General features: G+C 60.7%; 14 protein-coding genes. 9 read left to right on the top strand and 5 right to left on the bottom strand.

Translation table 11 applies throughout. The features are described 5' to 3' along the window. Positions 1–57 precede the first annotated feature (57 nt). From ACVWXC_RS01520 to ACVWXC_RS01505, 4 genes are all read left to right on the top strand, one after another. Positions 58–1,236, top strand: coding sequence for an LptF/LptG family permease (locus ACVWXC_RS01520; protein ID WP_457390665.1), 1,179 nt, complete (start codon positions 58–60; stop codon positions 1,234–1,236). Positions 1,237–1,316: 80 nt separating this feature from the next. After that, the gene (locus ACVWXC_RS01515; protein ID WP_457390667.1) at positions 1,317–4,568 is read left to right on the top strand and encodes a hypothetical protein; all 3,252 of its coding nucleotides are present in this window, start codon (positions 1,317–1,319) and stop codon (positions 4,566–4,568) included. 97 nt (positions 4,569–4,665) lie between these two features. Then, positions 4,666–5,901 (top strand): LL-diaminopimelate aminotransferase, encoded by a 1,236-nt coding sequence (locus ACVWXC_RS01510; RefSeq protein ID WP_457390669.1) that lies wholly within the window; start codon positions 4,666–4,668, stop codon positions 5,899–5,901. 82 nt (positions 5,902–5,983) lie between these two features. Next, positions 5,984–6,991 carry a Gfo/Idh/MocA family protein gene (locus ACVWXC_RS01505; protein ID WP_457390671.1) on the top strand — a complete coding sequence of 336 codons (1,008 nt, stop codon included), beginning with the start codon at positions 5,984–5,986 and terminating at the stop codon, positions 6,989–6,991. 28 nt (positions 6,992–7,019) lie between these two features. Here the strand turns inward: ACVWXC_RS01505 and ACVWXC_RS01500 are convergent, their stop codons facing one another. From ACVWXC_RS01500 to dpsA, 3 genes are all read right to left on the bottom strand, one after another. Beyond that, positions 7,020–7,583, bottom strand: a complete 564-nt coding sequence (locus ACVWXC_RS01500) for a (2Fe-2S) ferredoxin domain-containing protein (protein WP_041438576.1) — start codon at positions 7,581–7,583, stop codon at positions 7,020–7,022. Next, the gene (locus ACVWXC_RS01495; RefSeq protein ID WP_041438578.1) at positions 7,567–7,833 is read right to left on the bottom strand and encodes an Asr1405/Asl0597 family protein; all 267 of its coding nucleotides are present in this window, start codon (positions 7,831–7,833) and stop codon (positions 7,567–7,569) included. The genes ACVWXC_RS01500 and ACVWXC_RS01495 overlap by 17 nt, the downstream gene beginning before the upstream one ends. Before the next feature lie 146 nt (positions 7,834–7,979). Next, positions 7,980–8,531 (bottom strand): DNA starvation/stress protection protein DpsA, encoded by a 552-nt coding sequence (dpsA, locus tag ACVWXC_RS01490; protein WP_011431259.1) that lies wholly within the window; start codon positions 8,529–8,531, stop codon positions 7,980–7,982. 248 nt (positions 8,532–8,779) lie between these two features. On the opposite strand from dpsA, the gene ACVWXC_RS01485 reads away from it, so the two are divergent. Beyond that, positions 8,780–10,033, top strand: a complete 1,254-nt coding sequence (locus ACVWXC_RS01485; protein WP_457390674.1) for a YcjF family protein — start codon at positions 8,780–8,782, stop codon at positions 10,031–10,033. A gap of 7 nt (positions 10,034–10,040) precedes the next feature. Here ACVWXC_RS01485 and ACVWXC_RS01480 read toward each other — a convergent pair whose 3' ends face one another. After that, on the bottom strand, positions 10,041–11,063 hold the full coding sequence (locus ACVWXC_RS01480; protein WP_011431261.1) for a glycosyltransferase family 2 protein: 1,023 nt from the start codon (positions 11,061–11,063) through the stop codon (positions 10,041–10,043). A 49-nt stretch (positions 11,064–11,112) separates the two neighbouring features. Further along, entirely contained in the window at positions 11,113–12,075 is a 963-nt protein-coding gene (gene hslO, locus ACVWXC_RS01475) for an Hsp33 family molecular chaperone HslO (protein ID WP_011431262.1), read from the bottom strand. Between the two features lie 373 nt (positions 12,076–12,448). On the opposite strand from hslO, the gene ACVWXC_RS01470 reads away from it, so the two are divergent. From ACVWXC_RS01470 to moeB, 4 genes are all read left to right on the top strand, one after another. Beyond that, positions 12,449–12,736, top strand: a complete 288-nt coding sequence (locus ACVWXC_RS01470; protein WP_011431263.1) for a DUF6464 family protein — start codon at positions 12,449–12,451, stop codon at positions 12,734–12,736. A 281-nt stretch (positions 12,737–13,017) separates the two neighbouring features. Then, positions 13,018–13,506 (top strand): M67 family metallopeptidase, encoded by a 489-nt coding sequence (locus tag ACVWXC_RS01465; protein WP_457390677.1) that lies wholly within the window; start codon positions 13,018–13,020, stop codon positions 13,504–13,506. A 210-nt stretch (positions 13,507–13,716) separates the two neighbouring features. Next, positions 13,717–13,998: a MoaD/ThiS family protein gene (locus tag ACVWXC_RS01460; RefSeq protein WP_011431265.1), complete on the top strand. Its 282-nt coding sequence runs from the start codon at positions 13,717–13,719 to the stop codon at positions 13,996–13,998. Positions 13,999–14,000: 2 nt separating this feature from the next. Continuing rightward, complete coding sequence (moeB, locus tag ACVWXC_RS01455; RefSeq protein WP_011431266.1) at positions 14,001–15,164, top strand: molybdopterin-synthase adenylyltransferase MoeB; 1,164 nt, start codon at positions 14,001–14,003, stop codon at positions 15,162–15,164. Positions 15,165–15,347: the final 183 nt, after the last annotated feature.

The raw sequence follows: 15,347 nt of genomic DNA, 5'->3' as shown, positions 1-15,347 counted from the left end.
GGGTCGTCTGGATCTCTAGAGCTGGCTGAGCTTGTGCACCTGAGGTAACAGAGCCACATGACCATCCCACTGGCCAAGGGTCAACGGCGCCGAACTTCTGCCCAGACGGGGAGCTTTTGGGGATCCCTGAAGTTGGGGGGCTTTTTTTTGGAGTTTTATCTCTGCAAAGAGATGATCCGCCCCTTCTTTTTGGGGGTGGCGGGGGGCACGGTGATGATGCTGGGCAACCAGCTTTTTATCTACGCCGATTTGCTGGTGAAAAAAGGCGCCCCTCCCCTGACAATTTTGCACATTCTCCTCCTCAACTTGCCCGCCATTTTGGTGGTCACCTTCCCCATTGCCGGCCTCTTTGCCACCCTACTTACTCTGGGCAGGATGGGAGCTGACAGCGAGATCACCGCCCTGCGGGCCGCCGGGATCCCCTACCGCAAGGTGTTGATTCCGGTGCTCTGCATCGGCCTGCTGGTCAGCGGCCTGGCGCTGTTGACCAACGAGGTGATCGTGCCAGAGACCAACCAAAAGGTGAAAACCCTGAACACCAACCTCATCCTGGCCCAGGATGCCCTTCCGTTTGACTCGGAGGAAATTGTGCGGGTGGACGACGACCTCTGGTTTCATGTGGGATCCATCGACCCGAAGACCGGCTGGATGCACGATCTGCTGATTTTGGATCGCAAGGCCGAGACCGGCCACCTGCGCTACCCACAGGTGATCTCGGCCCAAACGGCGCACCAGGTGGGCCAAGCCTGGCACCTGCAAGACGTGGTGATCCGTCGCTACGACGAGCGGGGGCGCACCTACTACGAGGGCCAGGTGGCGGAGATGGAGCTGAACATCGTCAACAAGTTGGTGGGCCTGGTGTACGCCGAGAAGGTGCCCCAGGAGCAACGGGCGGCAGAGCTGTGGGAGCAGTGCCAGCGATATCGAGCGGAGCAACGTCCTTCTGCTGATGTGGCCCGCTGCCTGACGGAGTACCACCTCAAGTTCGCCATTCCCTTGGCCAGCTTTTTTGCCATTTTGGTGGCTGCGCCCTTGGGCCTGCAGACGGTGCGCCAGACCGGCCGCTACGGCAGTGTGGCGCTGGCGATTGTCCTGGTGTTTATTTACTATGTACTGATGAGCCTGGGACGCGCCATGGGCCGAGTTGAGCATATCGATCCCTGGCTGGCCGCCTGGTTGCCGAATATGATTTTCGGTGGGGTGGGCTTCTCTCTACTGTGGCGGTTTTTACGGTGAGATCCGGCAACTTCCCGCAGGGCTTCAGCCCTTGGGCAAAATGGTTGGCCCTGTGCTGGGGCAGCTCCTTGTGGTTGGGGATGGGGGAGGCCGTCTTTGCCCAGTTGGATCCCCTGCCCACCAATCTGGAGGGCTATCAGCGCTTTTGGGCGGCCCAGCGGAGCCGCGATCCTGGCTCAGAGCCGGTTGCTCCCACCGGCGCCAGCCTGTTGGGGGATCCCATCACCTTGGCCGAGGCCCAATCCTCCTCGCGCCTGGCAGCAACAGCGGCTCCCTCCGTTCCCCCTCTTCCCGCCTCGGCCCCTGTTGAAGGATCCCCTCCCGAAAAAGCGCTCACACCGGAAGAGCTAAACCGGCAGCGGCTGCAGCCGCTCTTGGCCGAAGGGGCGGCGGCCCATGCACGGCGGCAGGCGCAGCAGGCCCAAGCTCAGGCAACACCGTCCTCCCGGTCTGCTTCATCGACAACGCCCACGGCAGCTGTTCCTACTCTGGACTCCCTTCGCTCCTCCCAGCCTGCAACTTCCCAAGCTGCTGACTTGCAGGTAGAAGAGCAACCTGGGCAGCACCCCAACGAAGCGAGGCGCTTGCCTGTTCCCCCCCCAGGGTCCACCGTCGAGAGCCTGGCCGCTGCTCAAGGGCAAGAGAGGCCTGGTTCGGAAGCGGTGGCGCAGCAAGTCCCGACCTGGATCCCGCAAGCCGGCGGGAACTGGAATTGGGGCGGCGCCCCTTCTTCCACCGGCACTCAGAGGGCAGCTCAAACCGGAACTGAGGCATTCACCCCCACTGCCGGATCCCTCCTTGCTCCTCAGTTGTTGGAGCGGTTCCCCCTGTTGCGAGATCTGGGCGATCCCGCCACCGGCCCAGAAGCCGCTCCGCCTGCCAGCCAGGGATCCCAGATTCGCCAGCAGCTGGCGGCCACCGCCACCGCCCAGATCCCCCTCGACCCGGCTCAGATCAACGTCAGTGGGGATGTGCTCAGCTACCTTGCCGAGCAAGACCTGGGCATTGCCGAGGGGAACGCCCAGATCCAGTTGGCCGACGGCACCCGCATCAGCGGCGAGCGGCTGTTGTTTTACCGACGGGAACGGCGCCTGCGCAGCGACGGCCCCTTCCGGATGGAACAGCCCCCTGGACCCCAGGGGCGCGGCATCCGGCAAATTGAGGGGCGCAACCTGGATCTGGACATCCCCGGTCGCAGCGCTCAATTTGAAAGCTCGCTGGTGATCTTGCCGGGGGAGGAGCCGGGCACCAAGGTTTTTGTGCGCAGCCAAGAGACCACCGCCCTGTTGGGGGATCAGATCTTTTTCGAGAGGGCCACCGTCACCACCTCGCCGGAGCCGCCCATTACCCACTACGTACAAGGGGATCGGGTGGAAGTGTTTCCCGATAACCGGGTCATCGTTTACGACGCCCGCGTCTTTGCCGGCGGCGAGCTCACCCCAGAGGGCGATCTGCGGGCGGGACTGCAGGTTGCCTACTTGCCCCTTTTTATCTACAGCCTGCGGGATCACCAGTGGGTGCTGCCGGGACGCAGCGAGGCGGAAGGGGTGTTTGTCAAGTCCAGTTGGGCCTACCGCTTCGACGAGTACAACTTCGGCGGCCTGCGGCTAGATGTCCTGCAGAAGAAAGGCCTGGGCATCGGCTTTCTGCACGACTACATCCTCCCCATCCCCGACAGCGTCAACTACGGGCGGGCCCAGTTTTACCTGGTAACCGAGGCCGACCAGCGGCGCTTTTCCAGCCGCCTCCGCCTCGACCACAACTTCGACTTCTACGCCGCCAACATCCTCGGCCAAGAAGGCCAACTGTGGGGCCAGCTCAACCTCAACCTGGACAACACCTACCGCCCTGCCGGCGGGCGCAACGACAACGCCGATCTCCGTCTCAACGCCACCTTTCAGGGGGATCTCTCCACCACCACCCTCAACATCAGCCGCACCGGATCCCAGGAGAACGGCACCTATAGCTTTCCCCTCACCCTCAGCCACCTCCAGCGCTATGGGGGCATGCCTTGGCTGCAATCGGATCTGCGGCTGGACTACAACCAGCGGGTGAGCGTCAAGGATGGGCCAGACTTTGCCGACGCGCGGCTGACGCTGGGTGCCCAACTCACCCCACCCGGCTGGGGCGGCACCTACCGCCTGGCCTACCGCGCCTACAGCAGCTCCAACGGCGACACCGAGCCGCGCCGCAATTTCGAGCTGGCCTTCAACCCCGATCTCCTCCGCCTCAGTCCCGATATCTTCCTCAGCAGCGCCCTCACCCTGACCCAAGAGCAACAGCCGGATCGAGAAGGGGGATCTGGCCTTAACTTTTTCAATCGTTACGAGCTGCGCTCCAGCCTTCAATTCAACGACATTCAACCGGCTCCCTGGATCACCTTCATGCCCGGCTCGATCGACTACACCCAAGTCCTGTACTCAACCCCCGACCAGGAATCCACCGTCAGCCTCAACCCCCGCCTCAGCCTCAAGCCTGCCGACTGGAACACCATCGACCTGCGCTACAGCCGCACCTTCTACGGCAACAACTCTGTGCCCTTTCAAACCCTTTCCGCCAGCCCCAAGGATGTGGATCGCCTCAACGCCAGCATCAGCTTCTTTACGCCGCGCGACTTCCTGCCCAACGTGCCTCCCGGCTACCTTGCCTTTGAAGATGACCTGCCCGGCGAGCTGCCCATAGCCCTGACTTTTCCCGACGACACGCCGGAGGACTTGGAAGCGATTGCCTCCCGTAACCTGCAGGAGCTGCAGGCAGAGGTGAAAAACCTGGTGCGCCTGGACACCAGCCTTGGCTACGACTTCATCACCCAGAAGTGGGATACCCTCAACGCCAACTTCACCTGGAGCACCACCCCTGATCTGTTCAACATTCAGTTGCAGACGGCCTACGACCTGAACCAGGGACAGCTCCAACCCGTTCGTCTGGAATATCGGGGACGCAGCAGCACCACATTTAACCGGGATCAACGCTCTGGCCTGGAGGTGTATGAACCAGGGATCAGCTACGCGCTGCAGGCGGTTTACGATCCGCGGCTAGGTCAGATCTCTACCTATGGACTGGAGTTAGATGCCACCCTCGGCACGCAGTGGCAAAACCACTGGCGGCTCCGCCTGGGCCTGACGGAGGCAGGGATCCGCCGCATTGAGGTGCGCCGCGACCTGCGGGATTTCGAGCTGCGCCTGGCCTACGATCCGCTGGCAGAGTCCCTGCGCCTGGAAGGGATCCTGGTGGCCTTTCCCAGCCGCCCGGTGGGCCTGACCCAAGAGCGGGGAGAGTTTCACCTAACCTCGCCGGTGGGCGCCTTCAGCCTGGATAGCCTGGGGCGCTAGGGCTGGCTCTGCCCTGCAGTCGGGAGGGCGGGTTGGGGCCGGCTTCGGCTACACTAAAGGGCCGACGCTCCTTTTTGCTCAGCAGCGCTGAACTCCTATGGCCAGGATCAACGACCACTTCCTCAAGCTGAAGGCTGGCTATCTCTTTCCCGAGATTGCCCGGCGGGTGCAGGCCTTTGCCGCCGCCTATCCCGAAGCTCAGATCATCAAGATGGGCATTGGCGATGTCACCGAGCCGCTGCCGGAAGCCTGCCGAACAGCCATGATCCGGGCCGTGGAGGAGATGGGGGAGCGGGCCACCTTCCGCGGCTATGGGCCGGAACAGGGCTACGAGTGGCTGCGCCAGGCCATTGCCCGCCACGATTTCCAGGCCCGCGGCTGCGACATCGACGCCTCTGAGATCTTCATCTCCGACGGCTCCAAGTGCGACTGCGGCAACATCCTGGATATTCTCGGCCACGACAACACCATTGCCATCACGGATCCCGTCTACCCGGTTTATGTAGACACCAATGTGATGGCCGGCCATACGGGGCCGGCCAACGAGCGGGGCGAATACGAGGGCCTGGTCTATCTGCCGCTGACGGCAGAAAACCACTTCACCGCCAGCTTGCCCCAGCAAAAGGTGGATGTCATCTACCTCTGCTTTCCCAACAACCCCACCGGCGCAGTGGCCACGCGGGAGCATTTGCAGGCCTGGGTGGACTATGCCCGCGCCCACAACTCGCTCATCCTCTTCGATGCCGCCTACGAGGCCTACATTACCGAGCCTGGGATCCCCCACTCCATCTACGAGATCCCAGGGGCAAGGGAATGCGCCATCGAGTTCCGCTCCTTTTCCAAAACGGCTGGCTTTACCGGCACCCGCTGCGCCTTTACCGTGGTGCCCAAGTCGCTGCGGGGCCAGGCTGCCGACGGCTCCTGGGTGGATCTGTGGAGCCTGTGGTATCGCCGCCAGTCCACCAAGTTCAATGGCGTGGCCTACATTGTGCAGCGGGGAGCAGAAGCCGTCTATTCCGAGGCGGGGCAGGTCCAGGTGCGGGCTCTGGTGCAGTTTTACCTGGAGAATGCCCGCATCATTCGTGAGCAGTTGGCCAAAGCCGGCCTCCAGGCCTACGGCGGCGTCAACGCTCCCTACGTTTGGGTAAAAGCCCCGGAGGGGCTAAGTAGTTGGGAGTTTTTCGACAAGCTGCTGCACACCTGCCATGTGGTAGGAACTCCCGGATCGGGCTTTGGCAGCGCCGGCGAGGGCTATCTGCGCCTGTCGGCTTTTAACAGCCGCGCCAACGTGGAAGAAGCCATGCGCCGCATTGTCAGCGTGTTTGGGAGCTAAGGGGCTAGAGCTTTGGCGGGGGAGCAGGGATCTTCCCGGACAAGCTGGAGAGGGCAAGATCCCTGTTGTGGGGCTCCATGGGATGCTACAGACCGAAACAGGCTACGAGAGGAGACAGACCTTGCGGGTGGGGATCATTGGCACTGGCTATGCAGCTCGCTCACGGGCAGAAGCCTTGCGCAAAGATGGGCAGGTGCAGATTGTGGCAGTTGCTGGCCGAACCCCTGAGCGAAGTGCTGCTTTTGCCGCCGAGTTTGGGGCGGCGGCCTATTCCGACTGGTCTTCCCTGTTCTGCGAGCAGCCGCTGGATTTGGTGTTTGTTAGCACCATCAATCGGGATCATGCGGCCATCGCCCGTGCCGCCCTGGAGGCCGGGATCCACACCGTTGTGGAATATCCCCTGGCCCTGAGCGTTGCCGAAGCTCGCTCCCTGGTGCAATTGGCAGCGGAACGGCAGTTGCTGTTGCACGTAGAGCACATAGAGCTCCTCAGCGGCGTTCACCAGTTGCTGAGACGGGAGCTGGCAGGGCTGGGCAAGTTGTTTGCCGTTCGCTACATTACCCTCACTGCCGCCCACCCTGCCCCCGACCGCTGGACTTATCGGCCCGACCAGTTTGGCTTCCCCCTCACAGGGGCTGTCTCCCGCATCCACCGCCTGGTGGACTTGTTGGGAAAGGTAGAGCGGGTGAGCTGTCAACTGCGCTACGACGGTCCAGACTTGCCCCACCGCTACAGCAGTTGCTACTGCACAGCCCACCTAAGTTTTGCCAGTGGGCTGCTGGCGGTGTTGACCTATGGCAAAGGGGACTCCCTGTGGTGCTCCCAGCGCCTATTGGAGTTCCATGGCCAGCGGGGGGGCCTGCTGATCAACGGCGAAGAGGCGACCCTGTTGCGCCCTGGCAGCGCCCATCCCCTGGAGACCGGATCTCGCCACGGCCTGTTTGAGCAAGATACCCGCATGGTGCTGGCTCACCTGCGCTGCGGCAGCCCTCTCTACGTGGATCCGGAGAAGATGCTCCACGCCCTAGCTGTGGCCGAGGCCGCCGAGCGGTCTGCCCAAACCCAGCAGGTTGTCTGCGTCCAGGATTAGATCCCTTAGCAGCAGGCGACGTTGCCGCTCAAGGAGAAGGAACTGGGTCTGCCAGCGGAAAGTGCCGCTGCAACAAAGCCGGGATCCCTTGCGGAGAAACGCCGCTGTAGCGAGCCTTGTCGGGCAGGAACACCACGTTGGGCCCCCGTTTGCAATCTTTCATGCAGCCCACTCCCTGCACCCGGATGGTCTCCGGGTAGGCCGCCAAGTGGGCCTGCAGAGCCTGCATCACCGCCATCGCCCCCCGCCGACAGCAATCAGACTTCTGACAGACCAAGACAACGCCTTTCCTCCCTTCCTCCGCTCCGGGAGCGGCCTTGGGGGAAGCCTGGACAGGAACCACGCGGCAGAGCACCCATTTCTCTCGCCCCTTGAATGGATCCACCTCCCGCTCCCCGGCGATCTGAAGCCTATCTCCGGGTTTGAGGCTGCGGTAGAGCTCAGAACGCAGCGGCTTGGGGATCTTGCCAGCAAACACTTCTGCCCCGGCCTGCCAGCGCAAGTACTTGAGCTTGCCATCCTTATCGGGAAGAAATCCCAGGAACTGGCCCTCTGCCTCAAACGGGATCCTTTGCTTAGCCAACTTGCTCATCTTGTCCCCCAGCGTTGAGCTGCCAACATATCTCTAGGCTGTCCAATAACTCCCGCCGCCGCGCCGTGTATTGGCGGATCACGCTGCGCACCTGCACCAGAGCCAAAGGCGTGTCCACCTGCACCTGCAAATGACCCTCTCCCGTACAAACCGCTGGGATCCCCAACTCCACCAGCCGCCGCCCAATGCGCCAGCGCTCCCCCAAGGGGATCTGCAAACAATAGCCGCTCCCAGAAGATACAAAGTTCATGGCCAGAAGCAACGCCTCATCAATAAGAGTAGACCTGGAAAGCTACTAGGGAGAGTAATTCTCAATAAATGCTTACAAGAAAAACAAAAGCCAGCGCAGATAGGGTAGCAGGCTCGCCGACCTGACGGGCCTGCCCTGGATCCCGACTAGGCTCTGCCGTCCATCAAGCCAAACACCAGGCTGTCGTTGGCCAGGAAGTGGCTGAGGTGGAAGGCCCGGTCTTCCGTCTTCAGCAAGATCTGCTCGTAGAGGTAGCGGGTGGCGCGATCCCCTAGGCTTTCCGCTTGAGCGGCCTGACGCCGCAGCAGATCAATGATGGCCTGCTCCGCGGCCAGATCGTTCTTCAGCATTTGCCGCGCCTCAAAAGCGCCATCCGGCTCAGGGGTAAAGCAGCAGAGGCGAGCCAAGGTGGCAAAGGTGGCTACCGGCACACCCCCTAGACCTTCAAGGCGTTCTCCCAGGTCGTGAACATGTTCCCTCACCTGCTCGTAGTGATCCTTGAATAACTGGTGCAGCGGGTAGAACTCGGTGCCCTCCACTACGAAGTGATGCTTCTGGTATTGCAAGTACAACCCTTGGAAGCTGGCCAGAAGGGCGTTCATCCCCTCGCAGATCGGCTGGGTCACCTCCAGGCCGAGGGAGACAGGGTTGTTGCGCACGCTGTTGAAGGCCTGGCGCAAGGTTGCGGTTTCAGACATAGGGCAAGGTTCTCCAAGGTAAAGAGGACACAGCTATCTACCCAGTCTACTTGATTGAGTCGATCCAGGAGATCTTGGGGCTGTCCCCACCCCAGCATAGTCCAACTCGGCGCTTCTTGTGAACAGCTCTCAATAAAGTGCTGGTTGTAGCAGAACCGGTGGGCCGGTCAGGGAGGAGTCGCATCCCTTCGCGATTTACACTAGACTGGGAGCGTTAGCCCAGTTGATCCCGTACTTGGGGATGGAGCATGTCTCAAACGGAGCCGGAAAGCCGCTCCTGGATAGAAAAACTGATTCGCCTAACCCATCAAACGGTTGCGCGAGCTCGGGGGCAACAGGGAGATCTAGAAGATTCGGCCGGCCACCTGTTCAAACGCCACCTGTTCAAACAGAGCCTGCTGGAAGCGGAGGCCGAAATGGGCCATTGCAACGTCCTGGTGATCGGCAAAAGCGGGGTGGGCAAGAGCACTTTGGTCAACGCGGTGTTTAAAGATGAGCTGGCCCGCACCGGCGTCGGCAGCCCCGTCACCCGCCACATTCGCCAATATTCCAAGCAAGGTTGCCCGATCACCATCTACGATACGCCTGGCATGGAGTTGGCCGGCGAGCAGAATACTCAGATCCGCCTCGAGGTGGCCCAACTAATCGACGAGCTGCGCCTCAAGGATCCTGAACATCACATTCACATTGTTTGGTATTGCATCCACCACGAGCTGAAGCGGCTGGAGGAAACCGAGCGCAGGTGGCTGAGGGAACTGGAACTCAAAGATGTGCCGGTCATCTTGGTTTTAACTCAATGCCTGGAATACCCCAATCCGGAAGAGAGCGAGTTTTTCCAGTATTTGCAGCGCCAAAATCTCCCTGTTCGCTACATTGTTCCTCTTTTGGCTAAGGACAAGGTCATTAACCGGCAACTCACCATCCCCGCCCACGGGCTGGAGCATCTGATCGGCTGCACCTTGGAGCTGCTGCCGGAAGTGGCTCGCCTTGCCTTTATCCGCCAGCAATTGCTGCGGGTAGATCTCAAAGCCGATGCTGCTTTTAAGTATGTATCGGGCTATGTGGCCAGCGCGGCCTTTATTGGGGCAACCCCCCTTCCTTTTGCCGATGCCCCTCTGTTGGTGGCTGCTCAGATTGGCATGATTGCCAATATCAGCTTTATCTTCGGCTACAAAGCTTCCCCTTCTTTTTATTACTCTTTGATGGCGGCTTTGGCAGGCGTTGGGGGCGCAGTGGTGACCGGGCGGGCCATTGTCTCGAACCTGCTGAAGCTGATCCCCGGCGTGGGATCCCTGGCAGGCGGCATCATCCAATCCACCACAGCCGCTACCCTGACCCTTTCCCTTGGCCTGGCCTATATTGAGCTGATGAAGGCCATCGCCCGCGCCGAAATCCAAGGAATCCAGCTTTCCCAGAAAGAGATGCAGGAGATCCTTGTGCGCGAGTACCAAGAATATGCCGGACGCAGAACCCAGAAAAATGAGGTGGGAATAAGAGCATAAGAGCTTTTCATCCCGGCTTTTGAGTGGGCAGCGAGCCCGAGCTGCAAACAGGATAGGATCCTGGAGAAGGCGAATGTCCTGAGGTCTCGAACCCAAAGGCGCCTTGGACTAGGTACAGTGGCCGGCCTTTCACCTCTTCAAAAACGCGGCCCAGATACTCTCCAATTACGCCCAGGCTGATCAACTGGATCCCGCCCAAAAACAAGGTCATCACCGCCAAAGAGGCGTAGCCGGGCACATCAGAGCCAAACAGCAAAGTGCGGATGATCAGAAAAAGGCCGTACAGCAAAGCCAGCACGGAAATCCCCAAGCCCAGATAGCTCCACACCCGCAACGGCCAAGAGCTAAAAGAGGTAATGCCTTCTATGGCCAGGTTCCACAACCGCCAGTAGTTCCACTGGCTTTTGCCGCGAAAACGGGGGGCGCGGTCGTAAAAAATGGCCACCTGACGATAGCCCACCCAGGCAAAGATCCCTTTCATAAAGCGGGTGCGCTCCCGCAGTTGCCTGATGGCGTCCACCACCTGCCGATCCAGTAGCCGAAAGTCCCCGGTATTGCGCGGGATCCGCACCTGGCTGAGCTGGTCGATGACCCAATAAAACCCGTTGGCCGTCAAGCGCTTGAGCCAGCTCTCTCCCCGGCGGCTGCGGCGCACCGCATACACCACCTGATACCCCTGCCGCCACTGCTGCAGCATCTCCGGGATCAACTCCGGGGGATCCTGCAGGTCGGCGTCGATGGGCACAACGGCTCTGCCCGCAGCGTAGTCCAAGCCGGCGGTGAGGGCAATTTCCTTGCCAAAACCGCGGGAGAGGTTCACCACCTTGATGCGGGGATCCTGACGATGGAAAGCGATCAGCTTTTCCAGCGTGTCGTCCTCGCTGCCGTCGTTGACACAGATGATCTCGTAGGGGATCCCCAACGGATCCAAGGTTAGGCGCAGGCGCTCGAACAAATGTTCCAGGTTGTCCGCCTCATTTTTGCAGGGGATGACAACCGAGAGCTCAGGGGCAGCAGGCTCAGAGGACATAGGAGAGCAGGGATCCCGTACCTGGCGATTATTCTGCCATCACGGGGTGCTATGGGTTTGCCGACATCTCCGCCACAATCGAGCGCAGCTCATCCTCTGAGATGCGGTAGACCTCGTTGCAGAACTGGCAAACCGCCTCTGCTCCCTTATCGGTGCGGATCATGTCGATGAGCTCGTCCCGCCCCAACATGCGCAGCGCCCCCTTCACCCGGTCGGAATTGCACTGGCAATAGAAGCGGATGGTGCGCACCTCCGGCGCGATCTTGAGATCCAAGTCGCCCAGGCAAATTTGCAACAGCTCCCGCAAACCGCCGCCGTAGGCCAGCATTGGGCTGAATTCCTCTACTTTGGCCAAACGGGCCTCCATCTCCGGGATCAGACTGGCTGGCGCTCCCGGCATGAGCTGCATCAGCACTCCACCGGCGGCGCGCACCCGCTGGGAATCGAGGTTCACCCCCAAAAGAACTGCCGAAGGGATCTGCTCCGAGGAGGAGAGGTAGTAGCTGATATCATCTCCCACCTCTCCCGAAACCAGTTCCACAGCACTGGTGTAAGGCTGGCCGTAGCCCAAGTCCCGCAGCACATGGAGGTAGCCGTAACGCCCAACGGCCTGACCCACATCCAACTTGCTCTCAGGGGTGAGAGGAAGTTCAATGGCAGGGTTGCTCACATAGCCGCGTACCGTGCCGTCCATGCCGGCATCTACGTAGATGCCGCCCAAGGGGCCATTTCCCTTCAGTTGCAGGTTGATCCGCGCCTGGCGTCGCTTCAGGTTGGCCGCCAGCAACAGGGCTGCACTCATAGCCCGCCCCAGCGCCACTGTCGCCACATAGGAGAGCTTGTGCCGCTCCCGCGCTTCCTGGACTGCCTGGGTGGACACCAAGCCCACCACCCGAATCTTGCCCTCCGCCGCCGTAGCCCGGATCAGGTGATCCGGAAGAGATGAAGGCGGTGTACTCTCAGAAATATCCTTGGTTCGCTTCAATCGTTCTGACCCAGAGGCATCCGTCATCACAACCTCAACTCCTGCCTCGAAAGCAAGCCTGCAGGGATCCCCTGGCGACTTACTTCTTTCCCCGTAGGCTCGCTGCCACTTCGCTATAAGTCGGAGCCAGCCTCTACTATACCATCATAGGCGGCTTATCCCCCTGCCCACTAGCCAGAAGCTTGCTCCGCTAGTTTTTCGGCTCAAAGCCAATCACCTTGCCCATGCTGCCGCTCTGCCCTCCGGTTGGCAAAGCGGTTCTTCATCCCAAGTAAGATAGGGAGCGTTTGCAATTCTTCTGCAATTTTTCCCTCTCCTACCAGAGTGTGCCATCCTGAGGATCTAGGCTGATCCAACGCGACCCCCAGCCTGTTGGCCTTACTCTCTGGGTGACTGCTTCATGTTGGATAACCTCACTGCCTACGTCTCGGAACATGCGGCCAAGCGTCGCTGGCGGGAACGCGCCTACAGCCGCTTTTTGCAGGATTGGCGGCGACAAGTGGTGCTGCTGCGCCGCCAACGGGCCGGTGAATTCGGCCAGCCGCTGGGGGATCCCTCCTGTATTTTCAGCGCCCAGTCGACCTGGTTGCGCTGTGCCGTCAACCCGCGAGGGCCCTGCCAGGGCTGCCCCCACTATTCCCCGCTTGCCTCTCCGCTGCCGGATCCTCACCCTGATGTGCTCGGTTAGTTCGCCGGATCCAAATCTGTTCAGACTCCCACTCATGCCAAAGGAAAACCGGCGGCGAAAGAAGGGATCCCATCCCCAGTCAACCTTCGACACTCCCCCTGCCGACCGGCTGGTTAAACGCCAAGGCAACGGCATAGCTGTTTCCCCGGAGCGCTGGGGACTCTGCGCAGTTCCCCAGCTCATCAGCCCAGAGCTCTGCCCGCACCAAAGTACGGGGCTACCAAGCTATCCCTCTGTGTCAAAATGAAAGAACGGTAACTCCATCGGCAAAGGTGAGATTCATGGCCCTTCACCTCTCGGCAGAGCACCTCCACGCCATCCGCCAGCATGGCGAGCAAGCCTTTCCCTACGAGGGCTGCGGCATTTTGATCGGCGAGCTCAAGGGAGCGGACAAAATCGTCCATGAACTCTGGGCGGTGGCCAACACCTGGGATCAAGCCGAAAACCCCTTGGCAGACGGCGAATCCAGCCGCCGCCGCTTCTTGATCGACCCGGCGGATTTCAAGCGGGCCAACGACCATGCCGTGCGCAAAGGCCTGGGGATCCTGGGCACCTACCATTCCCACCCCAACCACGCGGCTGTTCCCTCCGAGTTCGATCGCCAGCACGCTTTTCCCTGGGGCTTTTCCTGTGTGATCGTCAGCGTGCGCGAGGGCAAAGCAGAGGAGGTGGCCAGTTGGGTTTTGGATGAGCAGGAGCAGCCCCAACGGGAGCCGATGCAGATTTGGGAAGACAAATCTCTGCCCTCGCTTGTGGCTCGGGCTGGCTAGAGAAGCTGACTGCTGTTTTCCCGCCAACCTTCCTTCCAAAAATGAGGCTTATGGCTGAGAAGCTTTGGGATCCCTGGTGGGCAATGACTGGGGTGAGGGTTGTCGGAAAAAGCGGTACTCTGAACTTGATGAGGTGACACTTGGAATAGTTCAGCTCAGAACCTCAAGGTGTAGATCAACCAGATCGCTAGAACCCTTCCCCGAACTCCCATGGCAACCAAAGTCTTGATTCCCTCCCCCTTGCGTCCCTACACCGACAACCTGGAAGCTGTCGAGATCGAGGGCAGCAATGTCGGCGAAGTGATGAGCAACCTGATCGCCCGCTATGGCGAGCTAAAGCGCCACCTCTACACAGAAGACGGCAAGTTGCGCAATTTCGTCAACGTTTACCTCAATGACGAGGACGTGCGCACGTTGGCCCAAGGCGACAACACGCCGGTGGGAGAACAAGCCGTCATCAGCATCGTTCCTGCTATTGCCGGAGGGCGTTGACCATGTTGAACCTGGACACCAGCCAAGTCAGCCTCTCCCGCGAGGAGATGGAGCGCTTTTCTCGCCACCTTATCCTGCCAGAGGTGGGCCTGGAAGGGCAGAAGCGGCTGAAAGCGGGCAAGGTGCTGTGCATTGGCACCGGCGGGCTGGGCTCGCCCCTGTTGCTGTATTTGGCGGCAGCCGGTGTGGGGCGGATCGGCATCGTCGATTTCGATGTGGTGGATGTGTCGAACCTGCAGCGGCAGGTGATCCACGGCACCTCCTGGGTGGGCAAGCCCAAGGTGGAATCGGCCAAAAACCGCATCCTGGAGATCAACCCCTATTGCCAGGTGGACGTTTACAACACCGCTCTGAAGGCCCACAATGCCCTGGAGCTGTTTGCCAACTACGACGTGATCGTGGATGGCACCGACAACTTCCCCACCCGCTACCTGGTCAACGATGCCTGTGTGCTGACGGGCAAGCCCAATGTCTACGGCTCGATCTTCCGCTTCGAGGGGCAGGCGACGGTTTTCAACTACGAGGATGGGCCCAACTACCGCGATCTCTACCCCGAGCCACCGCCACCGGGGCTGGTTCCCTCCTGTGCCGAGGGGGGCGTGCTGGGGATCCTGCCCGGCATCATCGGCCTGATCCAGGCCACCGAGACGGTGAAAATCCTGCTGGGCATCGGCACGACCCTGAGCGGGCGGCTGCTGCTTTACGATGCTCTAAAAATGAGCTTCCGCGAGCTGAAGCTGCGCAAAAACCCCGCCACTCCCCCCATCACCCAGCTCATCGACTACGAGCAGTTCTGTGGGATCCCGCAAGCCACAGAACAAGCCAGCCAAGCGGAGATCCCCGAGATCAGCGTGGCTGAGCTGAAGGCGCGGATGGATGCTGGCCAAGACTTTGTGTTGGTCGATGTGCGCAACCCCAACGAGTGGGAGATCGGCCGGATCCCTGGCGCTCACCTGATCCCGTTGCCGCAAATCGAAAACGGCGATGGGGTGGAGCAGGTGCGAAAACTCCTCAACGGCTCGGAGCTAATCGTCCACTGCAAGAGCGGGGTGCGCTCGGCCAAGGCCTTGAAGATTCTGCAAGCAGCCGGGATCCAAGGGAAAAACCTGCGCGGGGGGATCCTGGCCTGGGCTGAGGCTTACGATCCCTCCATTCCCAAGTACTAGTTCAAAGCCCTGGCTGTCCCTTGCCCTGCAGTTGAAGGCACAAGCGGCCTGCCGCTGCGCGGAAGCCAGCCCAGTAGCAGTGCGGTCAAGGGCGGCTGTCTGTTTCGGCTTCTCTCCTGCCCTTTGTCCTGCTCTAGCATAGATCTTCGAGGGTTCCTCTCCCTTTTTCGCCTCCCCTTTTCC

The sequence above is a fragment of the Thermostichus sp. OS-CIW-20 genome (genome assembly GCF_054061455.1).
Note: the sequence above shows the minus strand (reverse complement) of the source record. Positions and strands in the feature narration are given on the sequence as shown.